Source organism: Nocardiopsis eucommiae (assembly GCF_965344335.1).
GTDB lineage: Bacteria > Actinomycetota > Actinomycetes > Streptosporangiales > Streptosporangiaceae > Nocardiopsis > Nocardiopsis eucommiae.
The window spans coordinates 41,855-65,188 of sequence record NZ_CBDRIY010000017.1 but is presented as its reverse complement, the minus strand read 5'-3'; the positions used below and the strand labels follow the sequence as shown (position 1 = coordinate 65,188).

The 23,334-nt window shown below is 68.7% G+C and carries 17 protein-coding genes and 1 tRNA gene; 9 read left to right on the top strand and 9 right to left on the bottom strand.

The window, feature by feature from the left end; genetic code table 11:
* Nucleotides 1-118 precede the first annotated feature (118 nt).
* A complete protein-coding gene (gene cobT / locus ACRWK8_RS13260) occupies nucleotides 119-2,656 on the bottom strand; it encodes a nicotinate-nucleotide--dimethylbenzimidazole phosphoribosyltransferase (RefSeq protein ID WP_431870526.1) in 2,538 nt (845 codons plus the stop codon).
* Nucleotides 2,657-3,282: 626 nt separating this feature from the next.
* Here cobT and ACRWK8_RS13255 point away from each other — a divergent pair.
* Both ACRWK8_RS13255 and ACRWK8_RS13250 read left to right on the top strand, forming a co-directional pair.
* Nucleotides 3,283-4,416 (top strand): peptidoglycan recognition protein family protein, encoded by a 1,134-nt coding sequence (locus ACRWK8_RS13255; protein WP_431870524.1) that lies wholly within the window; start codon nucleotides 3,283-3,285, stop codon nucleotides 4,414-4,416.
* A gap of 148 nt (nucleotides 4,417-4,564) precedes the next feature.
* On the top strand, nucleotides 4,565-5,140 hold the full coding sequence (locus ACRWK8_RS13250) for a GNAT family N-acetyltransferase (protein WP_378735225.1): 576 nt from the start codon (nucleotides 4,565-4,567) through the stop codon (nucleotides 5,138-5,140).
* 194 nt (nucleotides 5,141-5,334) lie between these two features.
* Here the strand turns inward: ACRWK8_RS13250 and ACRWK8_RS13245 are convergent, their stop codons facing one another.
* Nucleotides 5,335-5,622, bottom strand: coding sequence for a DUF6504 family protein (locus tag ACRWK8_RS13245; protein WP_378735227.1), 288 nt, complete (start codon nucleotides 5,620-5,622; stop codon nucleotides 5,335-5,337).
* A gap of 341 nt (nucleotides 5,623-5,963) precedes the next feature.
* Here ACRWK8_RS13245 and ACRWK8_RS13240 point away from each other — a divergent pair, with 341 nt between their 5' ends.
* Nucleotides 5,964-8,225, top strand: coding sequence for a serine/threonine-protein kinase (locus tag ACRWK8_RS13240; protein ID WP_431870521.1), 2,262 nt, complete (start codon nucleotides 5,964-5,966; stop codon nucleotides 8,223-8,225).
* Nucleotides 8,226-8,296: 71 nt separating this feature from the next.
* Nucleotides 8,297-9,262 (top strand): quinone oxidoreductase family protein, encoded by a 966-nt coding sequence (locus ACRWK8_RS13235; protein WP_431870519.1) that lies wholly within the window; start codon nucleotides 8,297-8,299, stop codon nucleotides 9,260-9,262.
* A gap of 135 nt (nucleotides 9,263-9,397) precedes the next feature.
* Here the strand turns inward: ACRWK8_RS13235 and ACRWK8_RS13230 are convergent, their stop codons facing one another.
* The 3 genes from ACRWK8_RS13230 to ACRWK8_RS13220 all read right to left on the bottom strand — a co-directional run bounded on the left by ACRWK8_RS13230 (nucleotide 9,398) and on the right by ACRWK8_RS13220 (nucleotide 14,105).
* Nucleotides 9,398-10,486 (bottom strand): SPFH domain-containing protein, encoded by a 1,089-nt coding sequence (locus ACRWK8_RS13230; protein ID WP_431870517.1) that lies wholly within the window; start codon nucleotides 10,484-10,486, stop codon nucleotides 9,398-9,400.
* A gap of 96 nt (nucleotides 10,487-10,582) precedes the next feature.
* On the bottom strand, nucleotides 10,583-11,065 hold the full coding sequence (locus ACRWK8_RS13225; RefSeq protein ID WP_378735235.1) for an NfeD family protein: 483 nt from the start codon (nucleotides 11,063-11,065) through the stop codon (nucleotides 10,583-10,585).
* A gap of 163 nt (nucleotides 11,066-11,228) precedes the next feature.
* Nucleotides 11,229-14,105 carry a penicillin acylase family protein gene (locus ACRWK8_RS13220; protein WP_431870566.1) on the bottom strand — a complete coding sequence of 959 codons (2,877 nt, stop codon included), beginning with the start codon at nucleotides 14,103-14,105 and terminating at the stop codon, nucleotides 11,229-11,231.
* Between the two features lie 317 nt (nucleotides 14,106-14,422).
* Between ACRWK8_RS13220 and ACRWK8_RS13215 the strand changes: the two genes are divergently transcribed.
* Together ACRWK8_RS13215 and ACRWK8_RS13210 are read left to right on the top strand one after the other, a co-directional pair.
* Nucleotides 14,423-14,932 (top strand): hypothetical protein, encoded by a 510-nt coding sequence (locus ACRWK8_RS13215; protein ID WP_431870515.1) that lies wholly within the window; start codon nucleotides 14,423-14,425, stop codon nucleotides 14,930-14,932.
* A 528-nt stretch (nucleotides 14,933-15,460) separates the two neighbouring features.
* A tRNA-Arg gene (locus ACRWK8_RS13210) sits at nucleotides 15,461-15,536 on the top strand.
* A gap of 765 nt (nucleotides 15,537-16,301) precedes the next feature.
* On the opposite strand, the gene ACRWK8_RS13205 is transcribed toward ACRWK8_RS13210, so the two are convergent.
* The 4 genes from ACRWK8_RS13205 to ACRWK8_RS13190 form a co-directional block, all read right to left on the bottom strand.
* Nucleotides 16,302-16,532 carry a hypothetical protein gene (locus tag ACRWK8_RS13205; protein WP_431870564.1) on the bottom strand — a complete coding sequence of 77 codons (231 nt, stop codon included), beginning with the start codon at nucleotides 16,530-16,532 and terminating at the stop codon, nucleotides 16,302-16,304.
* Nucleotides 16,533-17,667: 1,135 nt separating this feature from the next.
* Nucleotides 17,668-18,165, bottom strand: a complete 498-nt coding sequence (locus ACRWK8_RS13200) for a hypothetical protein (protein WP_431870513.1) — start codon at nucleotides 18,163-18,165, stop codon at nucleotides 17,668-17,670.
* Nucleotides 18,166-19,544: 1,379 nt separating this feature from the next.
* Nucleotides 19,545-20,090, bottom strand: a complete 546-nt coding sequence (locus ACRWK8_RS13195; protein ID WP_431870511.1) for a hypothetical protein — start codon at nucleotides 20,088-20,090, stop codon at nucleotides 19,545-19,547.
* A gap of 267 nt (nucleotides 20,091-20,357) precedes the next feature.
* A complete protein-coding gene (locus ACRWK8_RS13190; RefSeq protein ID WP_431870509.1) occupies nucleotides 20,358-20,636 on the bottom strand; it encodes a hypothetical protein in 279 nt (92 codons plus the stop codon).
* Between the two features lie 215 nt (nucleotides 20,637-20,851).
* Here ACRWK8_RS13190 and ACRWK8_RS13185 point away from each other — a divergent pair, with 215 nt between their 5' ends.
* From ACRWK8_RS13185 to ACRWK8_RS13175, 3 genes are read left to right on the top strand one after another with little or no spacing between them, the layout of a single operon-like run.
* The gene (locus tag ACRWK8_RS13185) at nucleotides 20,852-21,424 is read left to right on the top strand and encodes a copper resistance CopC family protein (RefSeq protein ID WP_431870507.1); all 573 of its coding nucleotides are present in this window, start codon (nucleotides 20,852-20,854) and stop codon (nucleotides 21,422-21,424) included.
* Nucleotides 21,421-21,981 carry a copper chaperone PCu(A)C gene (locus ACRWK8_RS13180; protein WP_431870505.1) on the top strand — a complete coding sequence of 187 codons (561 nt, stop codon included), beginning with the start codon at nucleotides 21,421-21,423 and terminating at the stop codon, nucleotides 21,979-21,981. Before ACRWK8_RS13185 ends, ACRWK8_RS13180 begins: the two co-directional genes overlap by 4 nt.
* On the top strand, nucleotides 21,981-23,201 hold the full coding sequence (locus ACRWK8_RS13175; RefSeq protein WP_431870503.1) for a Dyp-type peroxidase: 1,221 nt from the start codon (nucleotides 21,981-21,983) through the stop codon (nucleotides 23,199-23,201). The genes ACRWK8_RS13180 and ACRWK8_RS13175 overlap by 1 nt, the downstream gene beginning before the upstream one ends.
* Nucleotides 23,202-23,334: the final 133 nt, after the last annotated feature.

Genomic DNA, 23,334 nt, shown 5'->3' with positions numbered 1-23,334 from the left:
CCCGGAGTGTGGGCTCGGCGTGTGCCCCGTCGCGGCGCCCGGACGGCGCGGGACCCCGCCACCCTCGTCGGTGGCGGGGTCCCGTCGTCTCACCGGGCGCCCCGGCCCGGACCGCGACTCACCGGCCGGTGGTCACACCGGCGTTGTCGAAGGTGGCGACGTCGCGCAGCGCGCGCACCGCACCCTGGAGCAGCGGCAGGGCGAGCAGCGCACCGGAGCCCTCGCCGAGCCGCATCTCCAGGTCCACCAGCGGCGTCAGGCCCAGGTGCTCCAGGGCGATGGCGTGGCCCGGCTCGGTCGACCGGTGACCGGCGAAGCAGGCGCTCAGGGAGTCCGGTGAGATCGCGGCGGCGGCGAGCGCGGCCGAACCGGCGATCACGCCGTCCAGGAGGACCGGCACCCGCAGCGCCGCCCCGCCCAGGACGTACCCGGCCAGTGCGGCGTGCTCCAGGCCGCCGAGCGCGGCGAGGGTCCCGATCGGGTCCGCCTCGTCCACCGGGTTGGCCTTGAGCGCCTGACGGACCGCCTCCACCTTGCGTTCGTAGGTGGGATCGTCCACGCCGGTGCCCCGGCCGGTCGCCACGGCGGGGTCGGCGCCGGTGAACGCGCAGATCAGGGCGGCGGCCGGGGTCGTGTTCCCGATCCCCATGTCCCCGGTGACCAGGCAGCGGTTGCCCGCCGAGACCAGGTCCCGGGCGATCTCGATGCCGCCCTCCAGCGCCTGGAGTGCCTGGTCCCGGGTCATCGCCGGACCCTGGGTGAAGTCGGCGGTGCCCCGCGCGACCTTGCGCGGGAGCAGGCCCGTGCCGCGGGGCAGGTCACCGACCACACCGACGTCGACGACGGTCACCTCGGCGCCCACCTGCTTGGCGAAGGCGTTGACCACGGCACCGCCGTCGAGGAAGTTGCGCACCATCTGCGCGGTGACCTCCTGCGGCCAGGCGGTCACCCCCTGGGCGTACACGCCGTGGTCACCGGCGAACACCGCCACCGCGGCGGGCTCGGGAACCGGCGGCGGGCACTCCCCGACCAGCCCGGCGAGCCGTACCGAGACGTCCTCCAGCACGCCGAGGGAGCCCTGGGGCTTGGTCATCCGGTCCTGCCGGTCCCGGGCCTCCTCCACGGCTCGGGCGTTGAGCGCTCCGATGGCGGTGATGGTCTCCTCCAGCAGGGTGGTCGGCTCCTGGCCGGGCAGACCTCGGCGCCCGTAGCGGTCGCGGTGCACGGCCCAGGACAGGGGGCGTCCCCTGGCCCAGCCGGCGAGGCCGAGTTCGGGTTCGGTGGGGAAGTCCTCGACGTAGCCGACGCACAGGTACGCGACGAGTTCGAGGTGGGAGGGGAGTTCGAGGACACTGGCGACGTCGCGTTCGTCGGTGAAGGCGACCCAGCCGACGCCGAGCCCCTCCGCGCGGGCCGCGAGCCACAGGTTCTCCACGGCGAGGGCCGCGGAGTAGGAGGCGGGTTTGGAGTGCCGTCCGGGGCTGTGCGGGCCTCGGCTGGGGTCGACGGTGACGGCGACGTTGATCGGGCTCTCAAGCACCGCCTCGACCTTGAGCCCGGAGAAGGCCTGCGCGCGGGTGCCGGGCCGGGTGTGGCCCTGGGCCTCGCGCTGGACCCGGGCGAGCTCGCGCACCTGCCCCCGGATCTGGGGGTCGTCGATGACCAGGAAGTCCCACGGCTGCGTGTGTCCGACGCTCGGGGCCTGGTGCGCGGCCTCCAGGACGCGGGTGAGGACGTCGGCGGGGACCGGCTCGGGCAGGAAGCCCGCCCGGACGTCGCGCCGCTCTCGGATGGCGCGGTAGACGGCGGCGCGTTCTGCGTCGTCGAAGGCGTGGCCGGATCCTCCTCTCCATGGGTCGGCGGGAGTGTCCGCCGCTTCGGGAGTCCGCTCGGCTCCCCGTGTCTCGGCGTTCAGCGCCTCACGAGCGGCCTGGATGGCGGGGACCAGGGCCGGGGCCGCCGCCGTCCGGGTTTCCTCCGGTTCGGGCCGCTGGTGCGGACCCGAGTGCTGCGGTACCTCCAGGGGTGCCGCTGCTTCGTGTGCGTGCACGGTGTCGCTCTGCTTCGGTTCGGCGGCCGCGCGGTTCTCTTCCACGGGGCCGGGGTTCGTGATGGGCTCGGGCCGCTCGGTCCCGGTCCCGGCGGCCTCGGGGGGCGCGGGGTCGGGCTGGGGGGCTTCGGCCGGGGTAGGGGGTTCGGGTTGCGCGGGGCCGGAGTGGCGGCTGCCCGAGCGGAAGGGGATGACGTTGAACCGGGGGTCACGCTCAGGGGCGACGGGAGGCTCGTGCTGCTCGGCGGTCCGTGTCTGACGTGGTTCGGCCTGTGCCGCTCCGGTCGGGGGCCGGGGTTCGGGGTGGGCCTGGTGCCTGGCCTGCTGCGGGCGTGTGGTGAAGGCCGTGGGCGCCGGAGCCGGGGGCGTGGGCTCGACGGCGGAAGGGTGGCCGGGCGCGTGCGGCGGAGGCTCGGCCCCCGGGAACGAGTTCCGGAACGGGTTCTGCTGCGGTGCGACCGGGCCGGGAGCGCGCGCTTGGGCGCCCTTGCCGCTCTCGGGCAGTCCGTCCAGGAGGCCGCCGAGGCCGGGCAGGGGGCCGGTGCCCCTGTGCCACGAGCCCTCCTGCTCACCGCGACGGAGGTCCTCGCGGTCGTCGTTGGTCATGGTCACTCCCCGAAGAAGAGAAGAGAAGAAGAGGTCAGTGAGCTGCCCGGTTCCACCTGGTCCGTGACGATCCGGCCCAGCGTAGTCCGCGGCGGTCATGCCGCTCGCACGGGTCCCCCCGACCCGGCGCGGCTCGCCCCGGCAGAAATGCCGGGGTCCTCAAGTCACCATCAACTGTGCCAGAGTCCGCCCCGGTGCGGGCTGTGTACGGGAGTCACGGTCCGCGACCGGAGGGGGTTCGCACCCCGTCCACGGGCGGTCGCCGCCCGTCCGGGGCGGGGCACGGACGGGCCGAGCCCTCCCTGGCGGGACGCGCCACACCGCCCCCACCAGGCAAAACTTGGAACCGAGTACCGACCTTCCACCCCGCCACCGCACTGAGCAACGACTCGAACACCCTCCGTATATTTTCTGGTCTCCGGGGCCGGGCATCGGTCCAGGTAAGGGCTTTCGGTTCGGGCAGACCCACGGTTACGGCCAGGACCTGACCCGGCGCCGCGACCCATGACGGGATCGTCAACGCCCGCGCGGCGGGCGCCGGGCGTCACTCCCCTGTGGCACGCTTTTCCGTACCCGAAAGCCCCTGAACCCGGCATCAGCCCCCACAAGAACGGAACGAACCCTCCATGCGACGGCGTCACTTCCTCGCCGGTGCCACCACGGTCACCGGCCTGTCCGCGCTCGCCCCCGCACTGCTCGCCTCCGCCAGCGCCTCCGCACGGACCACCACGGAGACCTCCACGACCCTGACCGCGCCCAGGGTCCTCGCCGAGGAGGCCCGCTCCACCGGCACCCTCGTACGCCCCGAGCGCCGCTTCGACCTCGTCTCCGTCACCCAGGCGCCCACGGCCGTCTCCGAGGGGGCCGCCGTGCGCTTCGAGACCGCCGGGGGAGACCTGAGCGACTGGCGGGAACTGCACTTCCACACGGCCGGACCCGAACACCTGGCGCCCACGGCCTCCGCCATGGCGCGGGCACCCCAGGGCGCGACCGGCTACGAGGTGCGCGGCGCGGACGGCGCCGACCTCACCGCCGTGAACCTGCACGACGGTGAGGAGCTGCGGTTCGGCGGACAGGAGCGGGTGTCCCTGTCCGCCGAGGACGACGGGGTCACCACCCTCACCGGCGGATCCACCCTGCGGGTACGCACCCGGGCGGGGTGGGGCGCCGACGAGTCGCTGCGCTTCGGCGACGACGGCGAGGACCTCTGGCCCGCCCAGTTCCACCGCGTGCAGGCGCTGACCGTGCACCACACGGCGATGGCGACCACCGACGACCACGCGGCGGACATGCGGGCCGTGTACCACCTGCACGCCGTCCAGCAGGGGTGGGGCGACGTCGGTTACCACCTGCTGGTGGACCCCCGGGGCGTGGTCTACGAGGGGCGCCACTCGGGCGGCGGTCTCCCGATCTTCCGAGGGGTTCCCCTGCCCGGCCTGGCCGAGTCCGTGACGGCCGGCCACGCGTTCGGGTTCAACCACGGCAACATCGGCGTGTGCCTGCTCGGTGACTTCACCGACGAGCTGCCGACCCAGGCGGCCCAGGACTCCCTCGTCGACGTCCTGCGGATCCTGTGCGCGCTCACCGGCGTGGACCCGTCCGAGAGGATCGAGTACGTCCACCCGGACACCGGTGCGGCGACCGAACAGGAGGCGGTGGCACGGCACCGGGACTGGCTCCAGACCGAGTGCCCGGGCAACGCCTTCTCCGAGGTGTTCGACACGGTCATCCGCCAGCGGGTCGCGCGCGGCCTGCTCTGAACCCCCGCGGTGGCGGGACGTTCCGGCGTTCCGCCACCGGGCCGGTCGGGTGCGGGGGACGGTGCACCGCCGTACCCCGCACCCCCGGGAGGCGTATCTTGAGCGATGCCCGGAACGGCCGTCCGTACGCAACAGGGGGAACACTCGCATGGCCACCGTCCAGAGCGCTCCGATCATGCCCGCGGTGATCCTGGAGACCGAGCGCCTGCGCCTGCGGTCCCTGCTCGAACGGGACATCGACGACGTCCACGCCTCGTGCGTGGACCCCGAGCTCCAGCGGTGGATCCCGCTGCCCGCGCCCGGGCTGCCCTACACGCGGGAGTCGGCCGAGCACTTCTGTCTGCGCCTCGCCCCGGCCATCCGCACCGGAGGCGACGGCCAGCACTGGGCCGTGGTCGACCGGGAGTCCGGTCGGTTCACGGGGTCGGTGGCGCTGCTGCGTACGCAGTGGGCGGCGATGGTCACCGAGATCGGCTACTGGATCTCGCCGTGGGGCCGGGGTCGCGGACTGGCCACCGAGGCCGTCGTGGCGGTGTCCCGATGGGCCCTCGGCCAGGGGTTCCAGCGCGTGGAACTCAAGGCCGCCACCGGAAACACCGGCTCGTGCCGGGTGGCCGAGGCCGCCGGGTTCCAGCGGGAGGGCACCGACCGGAACGCGATGCCCCTGCACGAGGGCCGCTCGGACCTGGCCTCGTACGGACTGGTCCCGAGCGACATCCTCTGAGGGGGCCGCACCCGACGAGCCTTCCCGCCGCTCACCGCGCGCGCGGGAGCCGGCTCCCCGCCCGGGGGCACCCGAACCCGCCCGAGGACGCGCGGGAACCGGCCGGGTGCACGAGAGCCGCCCGAGGACGCGCGGGAACCGGCCGGGTGTGCGAGAAGCGGCCCCGGGGCGTGCGGGGAGGCGGCGTCGTGCGCTCAGCCCCAGACGCGGCTGAGCGTCCACTCGCCGGTCGTGCCGTCGTGCCGGAGTTCGTACACGCCCTGCGCGTAGGCGGAGCCCGCCTCCACCCGCCAGTGTCCGCGTTCGGGAACCTGTGACCCGTTGCCGGGAGTCCAGTCACGCCGAAGGGTGACCCAGTGGTCGATGATCCTCCGCACCCCGTACACGCGACCGTCCCAGGTGAACCGGGTGGGTCGGCCCCCGTCCTCGACGACCGTGACCTTCGCCCCGAAGTACCGTCCCACGACAGTTCCCCCCAGCATCGACCGACTCCTCCTGGCTGGTGTCCGGCCGCGCGTACGAGGCACGCCGCCGGAGCGCCCGTCCGTGGGGAAGTACGGCCAGGCGTTCGAACACGTATTCGAATCCTAGCGAAGGCGGGGGTTCCGTGGAACCTATTCCGCGTTCCCGACATCACCTCCCGTAGCACCCCCGCGCCCGAACCCGACCGGCGTCGCGGAACCGTCCGCCACGACTCGCATCGGCCCAGTTCCGACCCGCTTCCGCGCCCGGAACGGCCGTCAACAACCGGAACGCGTCGGCGTGTCGAGATCGGTACGCTGTTAGACGCGAATCACACGATCCATACAAGGGACCCCCAACTGTGACGTCCAACGGACACGAAAGCGGCAAACCCCTGCGCGCCGGAGACCCGCGCGAACTCGACGGCTACCGCATCGTCGGCCGTCTGGGACGCGGTGGCATGGGCACCGTGTACCTGGCCAGGGACGCCGCCGACCGTGCCGTGGCCGTCAAGCTGATCCACCCCGACCTGGCCGACGACGAGTCCTTCCGACTGCGCTTCGCCCGCGAGGTCGCCTCCGCGCGCCGGGTCGCCCGCTTCTCCACGGCCGGGGTCATCGACGCCCGCCTGGAGGGAGAACCCCTCTTCATCGTCTCGGAGTACGTGCCGGGCCCCAACCTGGACCAGGCGGTGCGCGGTGGCGAGCCGATGCACGGCGGGACCCTGGACGGGCTGGCGATGGGCGTCGCGGCGGCGCTGACCGCCATCCACGGTTCGGGGATCGTGCACCGGGACCTCAAGCCCGCCAACGTCCTGCTGTCCCCGGTCGGCCCGAAGGTGATCGACTTCGGGATCGCCCGTGCCCTGGACGACGCCAGCGACGCGGTCACCCGCTCCAGCCAGCTCATGGGCACCCCCTCCTACATGGCGCCGGAACTGATCCTGGGCGAACAGGCCACGGCGGCGGCCGACGTCTTCGCGTGGGGCTGTCTGGTCGCCTTCGCGGGCATCGGTCGGGCGCCCTTCGACGCGGGCACCGTCCCGGCGGTCCTGCACAACATCTCCACCGCGTCACCCAAGCTGGACGGGCTCGACCCCAGCCTGGTGGACCTGGTCACGGCGGCGCTGGACAAGAAGCCCGAGAACCGCCCCACCTCCCAGCAGCTGCTGGCCCACCTGACCGGGCAGCAGGATCCGGAGGAGGCGGAGGTGCGTCGGACGATCACCACGTCGTGGGCGCCGCCGAGCAGCACCCCGGTGCCGGGCCAGCCTCCGGAGCCCACCGAACCGGGCCTCCAGGAACAGGGGCGCCAGGAACAGGTTCCGGCCGAGGCCGCCTCGACGCCGCCCGACGGCCAGCCGTCGGCCTCCGACCCTGGCGCCGTCCTGCCAACCCGGCACGAGGACACGCACCAGCGACCCACGCCGCCACAGGCCCCGCGGACCCAGCTCCACCAGGCCCCGTTCCCTCCGCCCGTGCCGCCCGGTGAGCACCCTCAGCAGTACCCCCCGGTTCCCTCCCACCCCCAGGCACCGTGGTCCGGCCCACAGCAGGGTGGATACGGACACCAGGGCCCCAGCGGCGGCTACCGGCCGCCGCACCACGACGCCGGGCACGGCCCCGTGCCGCAGAACCGTGTCGGCCCGGGCCAGTACCAGCAGCCCGGGTCGGGGAACTCCCCCTCCCACGGGATCCCCGCCCACACCGGGCACGCCGGGTACCCGCCCCCCAACGGTCCGAACGGCCCCCGCGGCCCCGAGCAGCCCCCGGCCCCGCCCCACGGCGGGGACCCGGGCCGCAGGAAGGTGCTGCTCATCGGCGGCGCCGTCCTCGCGGTGGTCCTCGTCGCGGGGGTGGGCGCGACCGTCCTGCTCTCCCGATCGGACGAACCGCCGGTGGACACCACCAGCATCTACGTCACGGACTTCGCCACCGACCCGGGGTGGTCGGACACCCGGACCTTCGACCCCGGGGACCCGGACTACTCGGACGGCTACTGGGCCGAGCAGAACGCCGTGGTGTTCCAGCTCGACCCCACGCTCTACCCCTCACGGGGCACGATCGTGCCCTTCGACAGGGAGACGCCGGACCGCGTCCTCATCAGCACCAACGTGGTACCGATCCAGGGCCCCGCCGAGTCCAGCCTGGGCGTGCGCTGCTGGGACCAGGACGGCGAGGAGGAACGCACCATGTACGAGGCCCTCCTGCGCTTCGACGGCGCCCAGGCGCAGATCCGCCGGGTGACCGAGGAGAGCGGGGACACCGCGATCGCCGAGACCACCGAGGTGGCCGGGTTCGAGCCCTTCGACCTCCACGACGAGGAGTCCGCGGTCGAGGGCCTGCCCTACGACGTCCGGGTCGAGGACCTCGTCACCAACAACCTCAAGTTCGCCTGTGAGTACGTGGCCGAGGAGGGCGAGGACCCGTACATGGACCTGCGCATGTGGGTCAACGACGAGCTCGTGCTCTCCAGCACGGACCAGCAGCCGCTGCCGGACGACGGCGACCTCGACGACGAGGAGCGGCGCCGGGTCGGTGTCGTCATGCGCCCCGGTGCGGGCACCGAGCCGCTCGCCGCGCTCTACACGGACTACGCTCTCCACAGGATCAACGTCGACTGAGCCGGGCCTCCGACGCGGGCGCCGTGACGGCCCCGCACCGGCCCGGCGGTGTCCCGCCCCGGAGGAGAACCATGCGCGCGATCGTGATCGAGGAGTACGGCGGACCCGAGGTCCTGCGACTGACCGAGGCCGAGAGCCCCGCTCCGGGCCCCGGTGAGGCGCTCGTGGACGTCGAGGCGCGAGGCGTCAACTTCATCGACGTCTACCAGCGCTCGGGCGCCTACCGGGTTCCGCTCCCCTACGTCCCCGGGATGGAGGCCGCCGGGACGGTCTCCGCCCTGGGTGAGGGCGTCACCGACCTCCGGGTCGGCCAGAGGGTCGCCTGGGCGATGGCGCCGGGCGGGTACGCCGACCAGGCCGTGGTCAGGGCGTCCCTGCTCGTTCCGGTCCCCGACGCCGTCAGCACCGAACAGGCCGCCGCGCTCATGCTCCAGGGCATGACCGCCCACTACCTCACCCACGCGGTCCACCCCGTGGCCGAGGGCGAGACCGTGCTGGTGCACGCCGCCGCGGGCGGCACCGGGCTGCTCGTCACCCAGCTGGCCAAGGCCCGCGGCGCCCGGGTGATCGGCACCGTGTCCACCGACGAGAAGGAGCGGATCGCCCGGGAGGCGGGTGCCGACGAGATCATCCGGTACACCCGGACCCCGGTGGCCCCGGCTGTCCGCGAGCTCACCGGCGGCGAGGGCGTGGCGGCGGTGTACGACGGGGTCGGCCGCGACACCTTCGACGCCAGCCTGGAGTCCCTGCGCCCGCGCGGTGTCCTGGCCCTGTTCGGGCAGTCCAGCGGCGCGGTGGAACCCGTGGACCCGCAGCGGCTCAACAGCGCGGGCTCGGTGTACCTGACCCGGCCTTCGCTCGCCTACTTCGTGGCCGACCGCCAGGAGCTTCTGGGACGCGCGGGTGACCTGTTCTCCCTGGTGGAGAAGGGCGGCCTGGACGTGCGGATCGGTGGCCGGTACGCCCTGGACGAGGCGGGGGAGGCGCAGTCCGCGCTCTCCTCGCGGGGCACCAGCGGCAAGCTTCTGCTGGTCTGAGCCCCGCCCGGCGGTCACGGAACGGCCCCTGGGGCTGCTCCTCGGGGCCGCTGAGCCCCGCCCCGGCGGTCACACGACCCCTCACCACACGACGGCGGGCCCCCTCACGGAGGCCCGCCGTCGCAGTTCCACCCCTCACTCCTGCTCGCGCGGGTCCGGAGGCGTTCCCAACCGCGCACCCGCCTTGCGCACGTCGTCGCGGGCGTCGGCGACGGCCTGCTCGGCGGCCTCGGCGGCCTCCTGCGCCGCCTGCGCGGAGGCGGAGGCCCGGGCCGGATCCGGGCCGGTGATCTGCGCGGGACGATCCGACTCGCCTTCCTGGGCCTGTTCCTTGGTGGTGGAGGGCGCGGACATGGCGGCGTCACCGGCGAAGGCGTGGCTCACGTTCTTCACCGCCTCGGTCAGCTCACCCGGGATCACCCAGAAGGTGTTGCCCTCGCCCTCGGCCAGGCTCGGCAGCGTCTCCAGGTACTTGTAGGCGAGCACCTTGGCGTCGGCGTTGTTGGTGTGCACGGCCTGGAAGACGCGTTCGATCGCCTTGGCCTCACCGTCGGCCCGCAGGATGGCCGCCTGCTGGTCACCCTGGGCCTCCAGGATCGCCTGCTGGCGCGCGCCCTCCGCCTTGAGGATGCGGGCCTGCCGCTCACCCTCGGCGTGCAGGATGGCCGCGCGCTTGTCGCGGTCGGCCCGCATCTGCTTCTCCATCGCCTCCTTGATGGTGGGCGGCGGGTCGATCGCCTTGATCTCGACCCGGTTGATCCGGATACCCCACTTGCCGGTGGTCTCGTCCAGGACCCCGCGCAGCCGGGTGTTGATCTCCTCGCGCGAGGTGAGCGTCTTCTCCAGGTCCATGGAACCGATGACGTTGCGCAGCGTGGTGACGGTGAGCTGGTCTATGGCCTGTATGTAGTTGGCCACCTCGTAGGCGGCGGCCTTGGGCTGGGTCACCTGGTAGTAGAGGACGGTGTCGATGTTGACGACGAGGTTGTCCTCGGTGATGACCGGCTGGGGGCGCGAGGTGAAGACCTGTTCACGCAGGTCGAACTTGGTGTTCACCCGGTCCACCCCCGGGATGATGAAGTTCAGTCCCGGGTCGAGGGTGCGGATGAAGCGCCCGAAGCGCTCGATGTTGTAGGCGCGCGCCTGCGGGACGATCCGGATCGCCGACAGGGCGACGGCTACCAGCAGGACGGCGAGGATGATGAGCGGTATCGCAGATTCCATGTTCCGCACCTCGTCCGGGGATGTGGCTGTGGTCGTGGTTCCGTGTTCGGTTGGGGAGCTCGCGGCTCTGCGGCGGGTGCGCCGCGCCCGTCCCGGTCAGTCCTGGTCGGGACGGTTCCGTTCGGGCAGTTCGGGTGGGTCCGGCAGGGCCTCGCGCGGGTAGACGACGGCGGTCGCGCCGTCGATCTCCATGACGTCGACGTGCGCCCCCACCGGGATCACCAGGTCCTCGTCCAGGCTGCGTGCCGACCACTCCTCTCCTTGGAGCTTGACCCTGCCGCTGTCGGCGTCCACCTTCTGGAGCACGACGCCGGAGCGGCCCACGAGCGCGGCCGTGCCGGAACGGACGTCCGGACCGCGCTTGAGCTGGCGGTCCATGATCGGTTTGACCAGGATCAGTCCGGCGGCGGACGCGGCGGCGAAACCGATGATCTGCACGACCACCGGGAGGCCGATGGCGCCGAGGACTCCGGCGACCAGGGCGGCGGCCGCCAGGAGTCCCAGCACGAAGGTCAGGGTGAGGAACTCCGCGACGCCGAGACCGGCCGCGAGGATGATCCAGATCAGCCAGACAGGCATGTTCCCGTGGCCCTCCCGCTGTGGTTTCGGGTAGTCCTTAAGCTACCCACACAAACCCGTCACACCACAAGATCCCCCCAACGGATGCACGATCGCGGCCCGCGACTCCCCCGTCGTCGAGGGGTCGCGGGCCGCGTCCGTCACCGCCGGGACCGGCCCCCGGTCACCTGCCGCCGGAGAACTGGTAGACGAGCTGGTAGGTGGGCCTGTTCTGCCAGGCGATCGGCCACATGTCGATGCCGCCCACCGACTGGTGGATCACGGTGTCCGCGCAGAGCTGGTCACCGGCCGAGCAGTGGCCGTCACCGGGGTAGACGTCGCCCGCCGGGGTGGCGGCGGCCGCCGCGAGGCTGTCCAGGAGCACCGTGCGGCAGGAGTCGACGTCACCCTCGCCGCAGTAGACCTGGTCTCCGAGCGTGCCGTCCACCTCCTGGCCCAGGACCGAGCGCAGGTCCTTGTGCACGTAGGACCACCAGCCGTACTGGAACGCCGAACCCCGGTGCGCCTGGCTCTGGTTGACGCTGCCGGGTTCTCCGCCGCCGATCGCCCCGGAGGGTGACTCGTCGGTTTGGGCGGCGCGGGTCAGCTGCGTGTACAGGTCCTCGCCCAGACCGGGCTCGAACTGCGCCCGGACCAGCCGCGGCCACCAGGCGTCCAGCACGCGGATGGCGTCCGCGTGGTCGTAGTGCCCGGCGTCGCGCCGGGGTTCGCGCCGCAGGGAGCCGGACTCGGTCCAGGCCCGCAGCGACTCGACCGTCCCGGCCAGTTCCGGATCGTCCACGGCCTCGGTGTCGATGACCTCCAAGAGCAGGGGGAGGACCTGTTCGGCGCGCAGGTCGGCGACCCCGGCCTCCATCATCGTGGCGGTGAGCGAGGCGGGCGTGAACTGGTGCCCCTCCCCGATCAGCCCGGCCACCCTGGCGTCCAGCAGGTCGTTGCGGTGCACCGACCCCGTGGACCAGCCCGACGTGTACCCCTGCGCGGGCTTGTTGTTCCAGTTGACGATGTAGTCCGGGTTGATCTCCTGCGGGTGGTCGGACTGCGGGTGGTACTCGGCCTCGTTCGTGGCCGGGTCCCAGCCGGACCAGCCGGAGCCGGAGTAGGCGTCGATCGGCAGGGTCGGGTTGGTGCCCGCCAGCCGGACCGGGTTGGCGCCGGAGTTGATGAAGGCGATGTCCGTGTCGTCCACGTAGTGCCAGTTGAACGCGTACCCGATGTCCTCCGCCGCCTCGGTGAAGGTCGCGGCGGAGGTGACCTGCTCGGGGTCGTTGAACCGCTGGAACCCGAGGATGGAGTCCACCTCGCGCATGTAGGTGGACCGCAGCTCGGTGAAGGCCACCGGTGCGCCGTCGACCGTGGCGAACGACCGCACCAGCCCGAACTCGGACCGCAGGGAGGTCAGGGTGTAGCCCCCGGCCGGAGTCCCGTCCGCGATGGTGGGCGTCCAGTCGTTGCTGACGCTCAGCTCCTCGAACTCCGTGCACCCGCCCGAGGAGTCCACGTAGGCACGCGAGGAGGTCGACGGGGCGGAGCCGTCCGTCTCACACAGCTCCACCGCGAAGGTGTCGGTGATGTCCTGGCCCGCCGAGGTGGCGCTCCAGGCGTAGTCGGCGCCGCGGCCCATCTGCACGTAGAAGCTCACGCCCGCGAAGGAGGCGCCCCGGGCGCTGATACCGGGCCCCTGGAGCTCTTGGAGCATCAGCAGCTGCGGCGAGAAGTAGCCGGTCTGCGGGCCCATCACCGCGACGGGGTTGCCGCTCTCGGTGTGCTGTCCGGAGACCAGCAGGGCGTTGGACATCCCGCGCGGGTCGAGGAAGCCCTCCGGCAGGACGCCGTCCTCGAAGATGCCCTCGGCGGCGGACAGGTCGCCGTCCTCGACCATCTGCTCCAGCTCGGCCCGCTGCTCGTCGGAGAGCTCCTCCACGGTCGGGGCGTCCGCGCCGGGCGCCTCGCTCTGCTCGGCCTCGGCCCTCTGCGCCGTGGCGGCGGCGGACCCGTACTCGTCGTGGACGATGCTGTAGGGCTCGACGGAGCCGTCGTCCGGGACGACCTCGCCCACCGGGTCGTCCGGGGTCTGGGCGTAGGGGAACTCGCCGTCGACGCTGACCACGGCCTCGGGGTCGTTCTCCATGCGCCAGGCGTGCCAGAGCTCCAGGCCCTCCTCGGCGCCGTAGCGGTCCTGGAAGTTGGCCAGGACGACCGCGGCCTGGACCTCCCCTCCCCCGCCCCCGCCGAAGATCCCGCCGACCATCGCGGCGATGCCGACGACGTCCGTGGGGGTGAAGGGCTCGATCTCCCCGCCGTTGGTGATGGCGTCCTTGTGACCGGTGAGGACGTACTCGCCGGGGAAGTACCGGCCGCTGTCGGCCTCGTCGATGTAGGCGTTGACGCCCGCGAGATAGGCGTCGACGTCGGCCAGTGCCTGGGCGCCGCGTTCACCGCTGTCCGCGACCCGGTCGATCTGGGCCTGCTTGTCCTCCTCGGTGTAGGGCGCGGTGCCCCACAGGTCCTGTTCGAGCCCGCGGTTGCCCTCGGCACCGCCGGCGAAGGAGGTGAGCTCGCCCCGGCCGACCCGGCGCAGGACGTCCATGAGGAAGAGACGGTCCTCACCGGCCGCGTACCCGGCACCGAACATGGTGCCCTCGCGGGTGGTGCCCTGGACGTGCGGGATGCCGTGCTGTCGGTCCCGGGTGATGGTGACGTCGTCGCGCGGCTGGTAACGGCGGTCGACGTCGCCCTCGTCGACACCGAAGGTGGCGTCGATGAAGAAGTCGTCGAGGCTCTCGTCCGTGAGCCCGTCGTAGTGGTGGACCAGGTTGTCGTACATGTCGAGCTGGCTCGACGAGTGCTTGGGCCGGGTGCCGAAGACCTGGTGGCCGAGGATCTCCACCAGGGTGGCGCTGCCGTTCTGGCCCGGCGGCAGGATGTCGAGGCAGGCCCCGGGGGCGCAGTAGTCCTCCGGTGCGGCCAGGGCGGGGGTGGCGGGAAGCGCGGCGACCAACGAGGCGGAGATCGCGAGGGCCGCTCCCGCGGCTCCCATGCGGAGCCGTCGGGGCGGTGCGGGTCGGAGGTACGGGGGCATGTGGGGTCACCACCTGGGGGTGCGGGCGATGGATCAGCCGCATGGTACGTAAAGGGACGCAAATTGCGAAAGACTTTCACGTTTTTCCGCAGAAACTGGACCCCGGCATCCGAGGAGTCGGGTTTGCGGTGACCCAGGCCACACCTGCGGAAACCCGTAGGAGCACCCTGCACCGCCACTGACACGCACCGTGGACACTGGCCACATCCGGCCACAACCCGTCGCCCGCCCGGGCGGACACCGGACACGGCCACGTCCTTTGACACAATCGGCCCATGAACCAGTACCCCGACCCCCATCAGGGTGAGCCCTGGCAGCAGCCCAGCGGCGGCACCCCCGGGTGGGGCCCGCCCCCCGATCCGCACACCGGCGGCCAACTGGAGCCCTACGGCACACCGACGGGCGGATACCAGCCCTTCGGCGGCGGCACGCCGCACGAACCCACCCTCGACACCATCGGGGACATCGCGATCACGCAGAACACGGTGATCACCCCGTCCGGCCGTTTCCCCATCCAGGGGACGGTGTGGACCGTCAGCGACATGAGCCGCACCGAGCGCAGCACCCCCGTGTGGGCGATCATCGTCGCCATCCTCATCTTCTGGTGGACCTGCCTCCTCGGCCTGCTGATCCTCCTCGTCAAGGAGGACCGGACCACCGGGCACGTCCAGGTCACCGTGCAGGGCGCGGGCCACTACCACTCCACGCAGATCATGGTGAGCAACCGGTCCTACGTGCAGCACGTCAACCAACAGGTCAACTACGCGCGCAGCCTCGCGGCCTGACCCGCCAGGATCGGCCACCACGGCGGCCGATCCTGGATTCCAACCCCACCGGCGTTCGAGCACCCTCCGCCGGCCAACACGTCACCAAACCCCGGCAAACCCATGTTTGCCACGCATTGTATTCGCTCATACACGTAGAGCAGCCTAGAGTCTTTCCTGAAGGGGAGCGCATGCTGTTCACGGTGGCGTCGCTCGCGATCCTGCTCGGCCAGTGGTGGATCTTCTGAACCGGGGCACCCCGACGGGGCCGAGAACCCTGGAGTTCACGAAACGCCCGCCACACAGCAGCACACCAGGGGTTAATCACCGGTAACGTGGTGCGCGAGGCCCATAGCGCCCGGTTTGGTGGAACACACGTGGTAACGAGACGCAACTACGAATCACCGTAGTTGGTCAGACTTTGCCCTCTCTTGGGTGACATCCTCCGAATGCCCTAGGATGTCTCCCCGAGGGCAGCAGCCACGCAGGTCGCCACCCCCGGGCCACGATCCGGGCACACAGCGCGACCAGGCGCTACAACTTAAGCGAGCACCCATAGCTCAGTGGATAGAGCATCGGACTTCTAATCCGACGGTCGCAGGTTCGAATCCTGCTGGGTGCACCACAAAACCCCAGGTCAGACGGGGTACACGAGGACCTCGGGAGAGGTCCTCGCGGCGTTTGGGGGCCATGTGTGCTCCTGGTGTGCTCCCCCCATCGGAGCACAGTCGCAGCAGCACCCGCGAAACCCCCATCGGACTTGGCCACCTCGTAGCCACGCCACCTCTCGGATTCTCGACTGAGTCCTCCACACCGAACCTCCTGGGCCAGCCCACCCGCCTCATGACTGCCTGCGGGAAGGCCTTCTGGCAGGATCTGGGGCGCTTTGAGAGCGCCTCGTTCCCTCAAGCGCCCTCCCCCACCCCTCCGCTGGCCCAACGACGAGCGCGTGTTGAGGCAGTGCCGACGGAGCAAGCACAAGAACCTATCGGACCCTGAATCCGACGCAGCGCTTCCCCTGAACGAAGCCGACATTTGGGACTTGTCCGCCCCCATCGGCCGACCTCGTTGGCCACCCGCTCAAGAGCGCGGAACAGCATCCTGGGCAGCCCATCACCAGTCGACCAGCTGTGCCTCGAGAGCACACGGAGCCGCTCGGACCTCGTGGAGTCAGAGCTTCGAGACAGCCACTTCCAGGAGAAGCGTCCACGGCATCCCGGGGAACTCCGGGTAGCCCGACCCCCCGGTTCTGCGAATCCCGAACGAGAACGGAACCCGCACCCCTCCGCGCTTCCATGCAGTGGCCCTGCTTACCGCTGTAGCTCAACGTTCACCAGGTCGTGTCCACGGTTATTCTCCTCACAGTGACGCGATGAAGTGCTGGCTTTCCTCAGGGTAGAGCGCGAGACTTCTCAGATGCCGGTACTGCTGGTGGCAGTTTCCCACGGTCACCTGGACGGTGAGCACCTGACCCGATCCGGGCGTCTACGCGTACACGAGCGAGTCCGCATGGGTCCATGTCGAGGACGACCAAGGGGATGTTCATCGCGCTGTGCGCACCACGACTGAGCGGGAGCACCTGAATCTGCGCGGCGGGATTCGAGACCCGCCACAGCAACATCTGGAACTTCTCTTTCATTACCCCATCCCCCGACCAAGCTTCACGCAGCGCCCTCATCGATCAGGAACAGAGTGAGTAGTGCCAGGCCCCGGTCGAAAATCTTCTGACGCCCCAGACTAGCTTCAAGCTCACGTTGAACCGCCAGCGTGCAGGGGATGGAGGCTTGCAAACGCTAGCGCCTAGTTCCTCGGTCTGCAACGAGCACAGGTTCGCTTGCGGCTGGAATCCACAGATGACCCGTGCTTGCGCCTTCAATTCCAAGAAGTCACCAGCCTGGTCGCCACCTTCCTTTAGCTCCGGGGCACAGTTTCTTAATCCGCCAGCGAACGCCCTACGCATCCGACAGTTGGAGAGGAACTTGAACGGACATCGAATACCAAACTCCGTCGCACCTACCTGCTGTTTCGACAATTCGTGAAAGGACCTAGTTCCCCAACCAAAGAGCGAGGTAGCGCCGCACGCTCGGCAGGGTTCACCTTGGGAGGCAAGGAACCAGGCAACCACAAGAGGTCTGGATGAACAGCCAAGGCCCTCGTTCGAATTCAGCAGCCAACTTCAGTGACGGCCAGGCGCTCCAACCCTTGGTACGGGGTGTCCCCGCCGCCCGCCCGTCGCGCCCGAACTTCTTCACGACCGTCCCGACCTGGGCCACGATGATCCTGCCCCGGGCATCGTCACCGCCACCGCGTCCGCGCTAGTACTCAAAGTGGTCTTCAACGGCCTGGGCGGTACGGATCGACCACAACGGTCCGAGCCCGCTCCCGAGGACTGAGCCTCTTCCTGTGCGGATCCTGGGACCATGAGGAGGTACGAGTGGAACCAGCCACCCCTCTCAGGATCGATGAGTTCTGAGGAACAACCAAGTAAGGCCACCTCAGCAAGGGTTCGCCCCGTTCACACCTTGTCCAGTCGTAGGACCTCGCATCGAACGTCAAATATCAGAACATATAAACCCGATTCCATCGAACGCGTCCCCCAAATCGATCCCAGATGAGCTGATCACCACCAAGCGCAACCTGATCCGCAGAGGCACAGATGGAGACTTATCAAATTCTCCTCAGGGAATTTTCATTCGCGACTCATCATTTCTCCAACCACCAACCTCACCAACGCCAGAAGAACGGTGAGTCTGCCCTCAAAAATGACCAACGAACCCACTAAGCGCCCAATATGTGGCGAATGAGACAGCCCAGATGATCGGGAGCTTCAGAAGGCCGAAATTCGTGGATCTCGAGATTTCCGCGCGTCCATCATCGCCTCCCCCGCCAGCCCACGGCAAGTGCGCGTTGATTCCCTCTGCTGCCCTGGAGGCACTGGGACTCCCAAACACGGAGGCCAACAAAGATCCTTCGAACGCCGGCACATTCAACATATCTCCGCCGTTAAGCTCAACAAGCAACTCTCCGCCAACCACCCAAACCCTGGAAACCTGAGCCATCGCAACGGCCTTCTTCAGGAAGAAGCCTCGAACAACAATTCGACCGTTGTCAATGGATACATCTCTCCAAAAAGTCATCTTCAGACTAAACCAGAGATAGACAGAGAATGTGGTTGCTAAAACCAAGACACCAGTCAGCGCCAAGGGCTCACCAATAATCGCAAGCCCAAACAGGAGCCAAACGAGGGAGCTCACGAACAAACCTAGACAAATCGCCCCCCTGCTACGAAAGGTGACTCTACGTTCGGGCAAACCTAGTTCCTTGCAAAAGGATTACTGTACGGAACGGGCACACCGAATGTAGAACCGCTGGTGATATTGATCGCGTATCCGGCAGACGACGCACCCCAGTCCACCGGTCCTGAATTCATATCCCATCCTTGGAAGATTCCCTCACGGCGCTGCGGGTTTCCCGGCCTTGGATTTCTATCCCATTTCTGACTGCCAGCGCGAACCGTCGGTCTTGACCGCATGGACGCCACAGCACCCCTCCAAGCCCCGGAGGCCAAGCGACCAACCCCATATCAGCACCTCCCCCGAAACCGAGCATCAAGGCACTCCAACCATGCTCTTTCCAATTAAGCGAACCGTTTACCGCGTGATCCATGCCAATATTTGTGGCCAGAATACCGCCTCCGATAACCAGGCACGTGCCGGCGGATACTACCACACAGGCACCAAATCCGACCCAGCCAGCAACCTTCGAGATCGTACGGCTCGCCGGTTGGAGCGACCAGATCCTGACACACCCTTGGGATTACTAGAGACCCGAATCGAATGCCTCATACCAGCGAGTGTCTTGCCCCCTAGAAAAAACCCTTCCCGCTACCCCTGAGACAATTGCACCAGCAATGCCCCAAACACTATTCACCGTATCTCCATTCCGCAATTTCCAAACCCCATGGCCCACACTCCACACAGCAGTTACTACAGCACACGCAGCACAGAGCAGACCCGCCACCAACATGACGCCGTCATTATTATTTCCCAAATTCAGCCCGGACGCGTTGTTCCAGAAGCCAGCACCGGAATCTCAAAACCCATATCGATTCTCAATCTAACTTGATTCCTGAATAGCCTTATCCTCTTTCGAGACCGTTGCACTGACAAGCGGCGGTCGAGGCTTCGACTTAGGGACGTAGATGTTTGTGTCGCACCTCCACCCAGTCCAGGAGTTGGTGTTGAAATACCAACGCCCCGTCGGTGGGTACGGGAAGCTCACACCATCACAGATCGTCCGTAGTACTCGGTCTGCAACAGACCCGAGATCACATGTGACTGGCATCCATGGATGACCTGGGCTTTGGTCCAGTTCCACGAACTCTTCCAGCCACCCAAGCTGAGCTTCCTGGCACCAGATCACAGATCCTGCAGTCCATGGACATCCACTGCTTCGTCCACGAGTTTCGCGAACAGTTGGAAGGGCGTCGAATCCCCCACTTCACCACACCGACCTGCTGTTTTGATGTTCCGGAAATTTCCCGATAGTTGATTCAAATATATCAGGAAACTCTCGCAAGGGTCTTCAGAGCTCATCCGATAGGACCCTCAGGCATCCTTGAGGCCTGGTACAACTACCCCTGAACCAGGAGCTCAACCGAAATATTCAACACAAAAGACGAGGCGACAAAAGCCAGCAGGAATGAAAGATTCAAGTAGCTCATACGCGAAGCCCGGAGGGAGCCCTCACCCTCACCGCGATCAACCTCATCCAGGATTTGGGTTTTTATTCTACGAACGCGTTCGAGGTTTGATGATTTCGCGAAAATATCGGCTAGCAACGATCCACCAAAACCAAAAGAATCTATTCTTTTACCATTCTCGAGATACAGAGTCAGTCCACCATCCCAACGAACTGCACGCACTGCGAAAACGGGTATCTGGTAGGCCCTGAAAATGTTCTTAACCACAACCCTTCCAGGGGCCAGTTCAACTCCAGGAAAGTAGCAAAACTTAAGCGCAATCCAGACATTGAAGGGGAAGAAGAGAGACACGAAATAAATTTCCCACACCCCCGAATCCGCCGGCGCCAAGGACCTCTCCAGGCTCCATGTCAACCACAGCATTACAAGCGGGAAGGAAATCGCCAACCCAAAAGTAGCGGTCCACCAGTTCTTCATAGCACCCTCCACCAGAACTGCACCGAATCGTCATTTTCGGCATTCGCCTTTAACTGCAATCATCCCGTACACCAAGACCGAACTCTTGAGGCCCGAACACCCACAACTCGCCCCGATACAGGCTTCTGACACCAGCCAACCCTGGAGAACCCTGCATCTCTCACGAAAGCCGAAATCCATGGCGTGGGCGACATTCGCATTACTTAACCCGTTTCCCGCTCACCTCCCGGCACGATAAAACTGCCTGACAGGACTGCCCGCAGGGGCTCATCGGATCACTGAGAGTCCCTCCAGCAGGAAGTAAACAGGATGGCTTCCCTCCTCGATAACCTCTCTGGGGTCCGCACCATCGACGCCAGCAACACTGAAGAGTAGTTCCGCGTCGTCGATCGTCGAAACGACACCCCCGTATTTGTTCACGAGGCGAAAACAGTCCTGTGGGAGAGGCCGGCCCCGAACACGCTCTATCGATTCAGCGGCGAGCCACTGTCCAGACACCGAATCTCCCATCATCCGACTGATCTCCTCGAAGTACTCATCACTCATCGGGTCCTCCTTCGTGTCTTGCTCCGCTCCCCCGGTACGCGGCCGGACACCTCGTTTCGCTGATCCCTGCGACGGCCAGTGTGATCCCTCCACGCCCGCCGATCGCGGTCCCGCGGCTCCACGGGAATCGATGGGAACTGCCGGGAACTCCTGGCGGCTGACGGACGACTTCTCGTAGTGCCGACCACGTGGTCGGCCCACGACGAGGAGGATCCATGCGGGGCACCCTCGCCCTACTCTGCGCCGTCACCACCGCCCTGGTGCTCACACCCGCACCAGCCCTCGCCCACGACACCCTGCTCTCCTCGACCCCGGAGGACCAACAGGCGCTGCCGTCCGCTCCGGACGAGGTCCGGCTCACCTTCAGCGGTCCACCGATGGACGTCGCCACCGCCGTGCTGATCCTCGACTCCGCAGCGGAGCCCGTCACCACCACGGAGCCGCTCGTGGACGGCCATGAGGTCAGTGTCGAGCTTCCCTCCGACCTGGCGGACGGCGGGTACGCGGTCCGCTGGCGGGTGGTCTCCAGCGACGGACACCCGATCAGCGGTGCCCTCACCTTCCAGGTGGGCGAGGGCGGGCCACCTCCGCCGGACCTGGAGGCCGCCCCGCCCGACGAGTCCGACGACGGGGGCGCGGTCGCGGGCCCCTCCACGACCCTCGCCCCTCCACGCGAGGCCGTCCTCGCCCTGGTCGGCGCACTGATCGGGGTCCTCCTCTATGCCGCTGCCCTGCGCCTGCGGCGCCCCAGGTCCCAGCACACTCCAACCGAACAGGAAGTCCGATGACCCTCACCGCCCGCTCGCTCCTGATCCCGACCGCCCTGGGCGTCTCCCTGCTCCTGGGCGCCTGCGCCTCCCCGGCGGAGGAGGACACCGCCGTCCAGGAGGGGTCCGCCGCACAAGCCGACCTGGTCTCCGTCTCCGACTCGTGGGTCAAGGCCGCCGCGGCCGACGACGGCATGACGGCCGCGTTCGGCGTCCTGACCAACGAGGGCGGAGCCGATGCCGTCATCGTGGCCGCGAGCGCTGAGGAGGTCTCCGACATGGTCGAACTGCACGAGGTCGTCAGCGGCGGGGACGACGGCACCATGGTGATGCGGGAGAAGGACGACGGCTTCTCCGTTCCCGCCGGATCCGAACACGAGCTCTCCCCCGGCGCCGACCACATCATGATCATGGGTCTGGCCCAGGACCTGGAGCCCGGCGCTGAGGTCACCGTCACGCTGGAGTTCGAGGACGGCTCCACCCACGAGTTCACCGCCCCGGTGAAGGACTTCGAGGGAGCGAACGAGAACTACGACGGTGACCACGGGGACTCCGACGACGGCCACGGGGACCACTGATGGATCGCCCCGAGGAGGAGGGTGCCCAGCCCTCGCGCAGAAGCGTCCTGTGGGGTGGTACGGCCGCCGCCGGAGTGGGCGCGGTCGCGCTCAGTGGTGGTGACGCCCTCATCCGTTCCCTGCGTTCTCCAGGGGAAGCGGTCTCGGCGGACCAGGTGCACGGTGATCGCACCCACCCCTTCCACGGCGCCCGTCAGGCGGGGATCGCGACGCCGCCGCAGGCCCACGCCAGATTCGTCGGTGTCGACCTGCGCGAGGACGTCGACTCCGACGGGGTGCGTCGGCTGCTCACCCTGCTCTCCGACGACGCCGCACGGCTCACCCAGGGCAGATCCGCCCTGGCCGACACCGAACCCGAACTCGCCTCCTCCCCCGCCGGACTGACCGTGACCCTGGGCTTCGGCCCCGGCCTGGTGGAGCGGGTCGACCCGGGGCTGGTCCCGGACTGGCTGGGGCCGCTGCCGGAGTTCGACACGGACCGGCTGGAGGACGGCTGGTCCCACGGAGACCTGCTGCTCCAGGTGTGCGGCGACGACCCGTTGACGCTCTCCCACGCCGTGCGGATGCTCCTCAAGGACACCCGTGCCTTCGGTTCGGTGCGCTGGTCCCAGGACGGCTTCCGCCGCTCCTACGGCGCCGAACCGCAGGGGACCACGATGCGCAACCTCTTCGGCCAGGTCGACGGCACGGTCAACCCCGAGCCGGAGGAGGCGGACTTCGACCCCCTGGTCTGGTGCGGGGAGGGCGCTCCGGCCTGGCTCCGGGGTGGGACGGCGATGGTGCTGCGGCGGGTCTCGATGGACCTGGACGAGTGGGACCGCCTCGACCGCCCCGGCCGGGAGGACTCAGTGGGGCGGCGTCTGGACAACGGTGCCCCGCTCACCGGGGAGGAGGAGCACGACGAACCGGACCTGGACGCGATGACGCCGCTCGGCTTCCCGGTGATCGCCGAGTACGCGCACATCCGCCGCGCACGCTCGGAGGACCCCGACGAGCGGATCTTCCGTCGCGGCTACAACTACGAGTCGGAGGGCGACGCCGGACTGCTGTTCGCCTGCTACCAGCGGGATCCGAGCCGACAGTTCGTACCGATCCAGCGCCGCCTCGACGAGTTGGACCTGCTCAACGAGTGGATCACCCACATCGGCTCGGCGGTGTTCGCGGTCCCTCCGGGCTGCGCGGAGGGCGGCTTCGTCGGGCAGACCCTGTTCGAGGCCTGACCGGGTCACCGATACGCGAGGCGACTCCTGGAGACCGATCCCACCAGCGGGTTCTCCAGGAGTCATGTGTCCCGGGAGCGGCCCCGGGTCTGCGGTCCGGGGCCGCGTCCCGGGGCTCCGCGTGCCCTTGGCC